Genomic DNA, 5,261 nt, shown 5'->3' on the forward strand with positions numbered 1-5,261 from the left:
GTCCGGGTGACCCCGGCGGGACGGAGCGATACTACGTATCGCTAAGGCAGCCTCGGCCCAATTCCTTACCCCGTTTTTTGTTCGCGCGCCTGCGCGATTCATTCTATTTCGGCTCACCGCCGAAATAGTTGAATCGCTTCTTTAGGCGAGGCGCGCGTCGAGCTCTGTGCCGGACAGAACTGTTCTCTTTGTGAACAAAGAGAACCAGAAAAACTTCAGAGCGCATCCCTACGGGATGCTTTGGCCGGGTCTAACCGCATACGCAAGGCGCCGGCCCAACCCTTCGCTCGCGCGCCTACCCCACCCCGCCGTTCTTCCGTTGCACAAGCGCGGCCACCGGGGCACAAAAACGGTCGATATCGCCTGCCCCCGCTGTCACCAACACGCCCCCGGTCGCCAACGCCGCTACCTCTTCCAGAAGTCGTTCCTTGGAAATCAACCTCTTCCGAGGCGTCGTGATTCCGTCCAAAATCATCTCCGAAGCCACACCCGGAATCGGCAGCTCCCGAGCCGGATAGATCGGCAACAGCCACACCCGATCCGCCAAACTCAATGCCTCGGCGAACTCCGGCGCAAAATCGCGCGTCCGGGTGTAAAGATGAGGCTGGAAAATCACCGTCAGCTCCCGTTCCGGGAACATCTTCCGCACCGAAGACAACATCGCCCGCAGCTCCGCCGGATGGTGGGCATAATCGTCCATATAGATCGTCCCGCCCGCCACCGACGGATCATTGACCCAGAAATCGAACCGCCGCTGCACCCCCCGGAAAGTCGCAATCGCCTCGCGCATCCGCTCGTCCGAGACAAAACCCTCGCTCCACACTAACGCCGCCGCCGCCACACAGTTTTCGACATTCACCAAACCCGGAATCCCCAGCCGACAACGCTCGATCCGCCGATCCGGAAAGACCAAATCGAACGTATAGTATCCCCCCCCGTCGACACGAAGATTTTCGGCATGAAAATCCGCCCCGGAATCCGTCACATGGTACGTGTACCGCCGGATATCGGCCTGTTCCAAAGGCAACTCAATCCCCTTTTTGAGAATAAGCGTTCCGCCCGGCGCGATCTGCCCGGCGAACTGCACAAAAGCCTCGCGCACCGCCTCATAAGTGCCGTAAATATCCAAATGATCAGGATCGACCGACGTGATAACAGCCGCCTGCGGATGGAGTTGCAGAAACGAGCGGTCGAATTCGTCGGCCTCGACCGCCATCCGCAACCCGGGGCCGAGCACCAGATTCGAGTCGAAATTCTTCGACAGGCCGCCCAAAAAAGCCGATCCCTCGCCCGCCGCCACCGCATTGAAGTGGGCCACCATCGTCGTAGTCGTGGTCTTACCGTGCGTCCCCGCCACCGCCATCACCCGCCGCCCCTCGCCCAGCAGGCCGAGCATCTGCGACCGTTTGAGCACTTCGAACCCCTGCGTCCTGAACCAGCACAGTTCGGCATGGTCGACCGGCACGGCTGGGGTATAAATCACCCGTGTCTTCAGCGGATCCCTGAACGCCTCCGGAATCCGGTCGACTGAATCCTCGTAGTGCACGGCGATCCCCTCCGCCTCAAGAGCCGCCGTGAGCGGCGACGGCGTCCGGTCGTAACCCGCCACGAGCCAACCCGCATGCCTGAAATAACGGGCCAGCGCGCTCATTCCGATGCCGCCGATCCCAACAAAATAGATGCTATTTTTCGTTTCGTTCATTTGCTATATCGATCACTGTCTTAGCCACTTCGGCAGCCGCTCCGGGACGCCCCAGCCGACGCAGATTAGCCACCCGTTCCGCACACCGACCGGCATCGGCCAACAGCTCCAAAGCCAACGGCACGGCCTCCGCCTCGGCCTCCGCGTCGGCCACCATCCAGGCTGCCTCTTTCGAAACCAACGCCCGCGCATTTTTGGTCTGGTGATCCTCGGCCACATTCGGCGAGGGGACGAAAATCGTCGGACGCCCGACGAGTTCGAGCTCCGACACCGTCCCGGCTCCGGCCCGCGCCACCACCACGTCGGCCAAGGCATAGGCCAGATCCATCCGCTCGACGAAAGCCCCCCGCCACACATTCGCCGGCAGTCCACCCTCACGCGCAGCAATGGCGGCTGCAATCTGCGGTTCATAATACTTTCCGTTCTGCCAGATCACCTGTACATCGTTCGAATGCGCTGCAAACGTGTCCAGCCCCTTCAGCATGCACTGATTCAGCGTCCGAGTCCCGAGACTACCCCCCACCACGAGCAAGGTCTTCCGCCCCGAGTCGACCGGAAAGCCGAAGTATTCAGCCGCTTCGGCCCGCACCTCCGCCGAAGGCTCTGCCACGGCCGAAAAGCGGTCGCGCAAAGGGTTGCCGGTAAACCGCAGTTTCGCTGCCGGAAAAAATCGTTCCATTCCCTCATAAGCCACACACACGGCCTTGGCCCGCTTCGCGAGCAGCCGGTTGGTCAGCCCCGCATAGGAGTTCTGCTCCTGAATCACGGTCGGAATCCCCCTCCGCTGAGCCGCCCACAGCACCGGCCCGCTGGCATACCCGCCGAAGCCGACGGCCACATCGGGTCGAAACTCCCGGATGATCCGCCGCGCCCGGCCGAGACTCCGCATCACCTTGAACGGCAGCTCCAAATTGGCGCGCGAGAGCAACGGCCGCCGTTGCAATCCCGCCACAGGCAACCCGACGATCTCGTACCCCGCTTTCGGCACCCGCTCCATCTCCATCTTCCCCTCGGCCCCCACGAAAAGCATCTCGACGCCTTCCTCGCCGAGCTCCGCCCGAAAGACATCGGCCACGGCCACGGCCGGATAGATGTGTCCGCCGGTTCCTCCCGCGCTGATAATCACGCGTAACGGTCTGTTATTCATCGTCATCGTCCATTAAATCGATAATCTCGCGACGTCCGTCAACGGAGCGGTCGTCCCAATCGTTCCCGTCGCCCCGGTCGACGAGCACCAAATCGTCCTCCTCGTCCTCGCTGTCGAAAACGGAGGCCGCCGGGTGTGCATCCGCCTGTCGCCGCCGCCCCAAGACGAGCGGCCGCTTGGGCGCCGCAACGGTTTCGGGTTCCGCCTCTTCGTCGTCCGGATCGCCGCCGGCGGCAAGAATCGCCTCTCTCCGCAGCCGGGCTTCGTTCTCCTGCTGTTCCCGCTCGCTTTCGCGGCTCACGCCGAGGATCATCCCCATCGCCACGCAGGTGAAAAAAACGGACGAGCCCCCGAGGCTGATCAAGGGCAGGGGCTGGCCGGTCACGGGCATCAAGCCGACCGAAACGGCCATGTTCACGAAGGCCTGCATGGTGACGATCAGGCTCAGACCGAGCACCATCAGCCCCTGAGACGGACGGCTGCACCGCCGCACGATCAGCCCGGCGCGGTAAAATATCCAAAGGTACAAAACAAAGACGATGATTCCGCCGACGATGCCGTACTCTTCAACGATGAAGGCATAGGCGAAGTCGGAGTACGGATGGGGCAGCTGCGAGCGCTGGGTACTGTTCCCGGGCCCTTTGCCGAAGACGCCGCCGGAGGCGATGGCGATCTCGGCCTGTTCGATCTGATAGCGATCCTGGCTGACTTGTTTGGTGTCGGCGACGGTCTCGCCGGGGGCTATGAACTGGGTCAGGCGGTTGGCCCAGGTCTCGGCCCGGCCGACGCCGGCCAGATACATGGTGCCGATCAAGAGGCCGCCGGCTACTATGGCAAAGAGGGTCAGCCGGTTGAGTTCGCTCTGCCGCACACGACCGATCATCAGCATAATCATACAGGTCACCCACAAGATGGCGGCGGTGGAGAAGTTGGAGGGCAGAACGACCAGGGTGGCGACCACGATGGGCAGAATCAGAGGCCGGGTGGTTTTATACCAGATATCGAAGCTGCGTTGAGGGTTTCGCCCCCACCCGCCGGGTGTCAATGGGGGCAAAATAGGGATTTGTGCGATCACGCGTTGCCGAATCCCGAGTTGCTGGGCGACGACCAGCACCAAGGTCACTTTAAGCAGTTCCGATGGCTGGAAGGTGAAGCCGAGAAAGGGGATTCGCAGCCAGCGGGCGGCTTCGTTGAAGGAGACGCCGATCACATAAGCGAGCATGACGAGGATGACGCTGAGACGAAAGAGGGCTCTGGCGTAGCGGGCGTAGTATTTGTAGTCGATCCAGTGCACGACGATGATGACGAAGAAGCCGATCATGATGAATCGTGCCTGGCGAAAGAGGTAGTAGGAGGTGTTTCCGTCGACTTCGCGGTAGGCCATGGCGGCGGTGGCGGAGTAGACGACGAGGAGGGATACGAGAAAAAGCGATGCGACGATAATCCACAAGGGTTTATCGCCCCGAAAGAGAAGGAGTCTTCTTTTCTTCGCCATGTCACAAAGCTACTGAATTTCCGGGAGATTCGCGCGGCTTTCGATCTCCTTTTGGGTGGGGAGGATGGATTTCGCGGCCCCGGGCTACCGCGACTACGGGCGGGCGAATTATGAAGGCAGAGCGAGACGTATCGGAAATTATGGCTACAGCTGGTCGTCTACGGTCAACGATTCCAATGGTGTATATTTAGGTTTCAATGTGGAGTGGGTTCGTTCTTGCGGTACGGACGGTCGCGCTTACGGTTTTCAGTTGCGTTGCCTCTCGGAATAAACGGGGCAGAGAGTTTTCGACGGAACCGATTGGGGACTTAGAACCCGGGCTTATATTCGTTTCCCTATTCTGAGTCTGCGGTTTGCGTGCCATGCGGCACGCGAAGACTGGCCAGTACGTACAACTCCAATGCGATCGGACGCCCGGGAGGAACCGCAACTCTCGGCGCGAAGCGACGTGCTGCGGGCCGCCCGTGGGGAGGCGTCCGGCCCGCGCGACCCATAGGGTCGCAGAAGCAGTGCCTTGTTCTCCGCCCCATTCTGTTGAGTTCGGCCTTGCGCGCTATTTCGTTCTTAGCTTAAGTCCGCCGCCAGCGGAGAGCAGCAACGAGCCCCGTCGAGTTGCAGCCCGCCGCGTGGGGTGGCGGCGAACTGCGCGACTCTACGAGTCGCAAAAGCAATATCCCATTCACCGCCCCATTCTGCGAAGTTCGTCCTCAGGCGCGCCCCCGGCGCCCGCCTACGGCGTTCACTGCGCGCCGAGAACGGCGATTCCTCTCGGAATCGCGCTATTCACTCTCCACCCCAAAGCACTGCCCCGTGTCCGCCTCACTGCGGCTCCGCTTTCGCTCCGCCGCATTTCCGTCGCCCGCGGCAATTCTTGCCGGATTGGCCGAGTGCCAACCGGCAGAATATGCCCTTTAAAG

Annotated in this window: 4 protein-coding genes; 1 reads left to right on the forward strand and 3 read right to left on the reverse strand. The window is 61.4% G+C overall.

Annotated elements, in window-relative coordinates; all coding sequences use genetic code 11:
• Window positions 1–295: 295 nt before the first annotated feature.
• The 3 genes from murC to ACTO3O_RS09670 are packed head-to-tail and all read right to left on the reverse strand — an operon-like array spanning window position 296 to window position 4,344.
• Window positions 296–1,702 carry a UDP-N-acetylmuramate--L-alanine ligase gene (murC, locus tag ACTO3O_RS09660; protein ID WP_297831803.1) on the reverse strand — a complete coding sequence of 469 codons (1,407 nt, stop codon included), beginning with the start codon at window positions 1,700–1,702 and terminating at the stop codon, window positions 296–298.
• Window positions 1,683–2,855 carry an undecaprenyldiphospho-muramoylpentapeptide beta-N-acetylglucosaminyltransferase gene (murG, locus tag ACTO3O_RS09665; RefSeq protein WP_298080713.1) on the reverse strand — a complete coding sequence of 391 codons (1,173 nt, stop codon included), beginning with the start codon at window positions 2,853–2,855 and terminating at the stop codon, window positions 1,683–1,685. The genes murC and murG overlap by 20 nt, the downstream gene beginning before the upstream one ends.
• Window positions 2,842–4,344, reverse strand: a complete 1,503-nt coding sequence (locus ACTO3O_RS09670) for an FtsW/RodA/SpoVE family cell cycle protein (RefSeq protein ID WP_297831809.1) — start codon at window positions 4,342–4,344, stop codon at window positions 2,842–2,844. Before ACTO3O_RS09670 ends, murG begins: the two co-directional genes overlap by 14 nt.
• 64 nt (window positions 4,345–4,408) lie before the next feature.
• On the opposite strand from ACTO3O_RS09670, the gene ACTO3O_RS09675 reads away from it, so the two are divergent.
• A complete protein-coding gene (locus ACTO3O_RS09675) occupies window positions 4,409–4,615 on the forward strand; it encodes a hypothetical protein (protein WP_297831812.1) in 207 nt (68 codons plus the stop codon).
• Window positions 4,616–5,261 lie beyond the last annotated feature (646 nt).

Source organism: Rikenella sp. (genome assembly GCF_056799795.1).

Excerpts from the sequence above, each read along its gene's own strand:
- murC (WP_297831803.1), bottom strand. The coding sequence starts at position 1,702 with ATGAACGAAACGAAAAATAGCATCTATTTTGTTGGGATCGGCGGCATC.
- murG (WP_298080713.1), bottom strand. The coding sequence starts at position 2,855 with ATGACGATGAATAACAGACCGTTACGCGTGATTATCAGCGCGGGAGGA.
- ACTO3O_RS09670 (WP_297831809.1), bottom strand. The coding sequence starts at position 4,344 with ATGGCGAAGAAAAGAAGACTCCTTCTCTTTCGGGGCGATAAACCCTTG.
- ACTO3O_RS09675 (WP_297831812.1), top strand. The coding sequence starts at position 4,409 with ATGGATTTCGCGGCCCCGGGCTACCGCGACTACGGGCGGGCGAATTAT.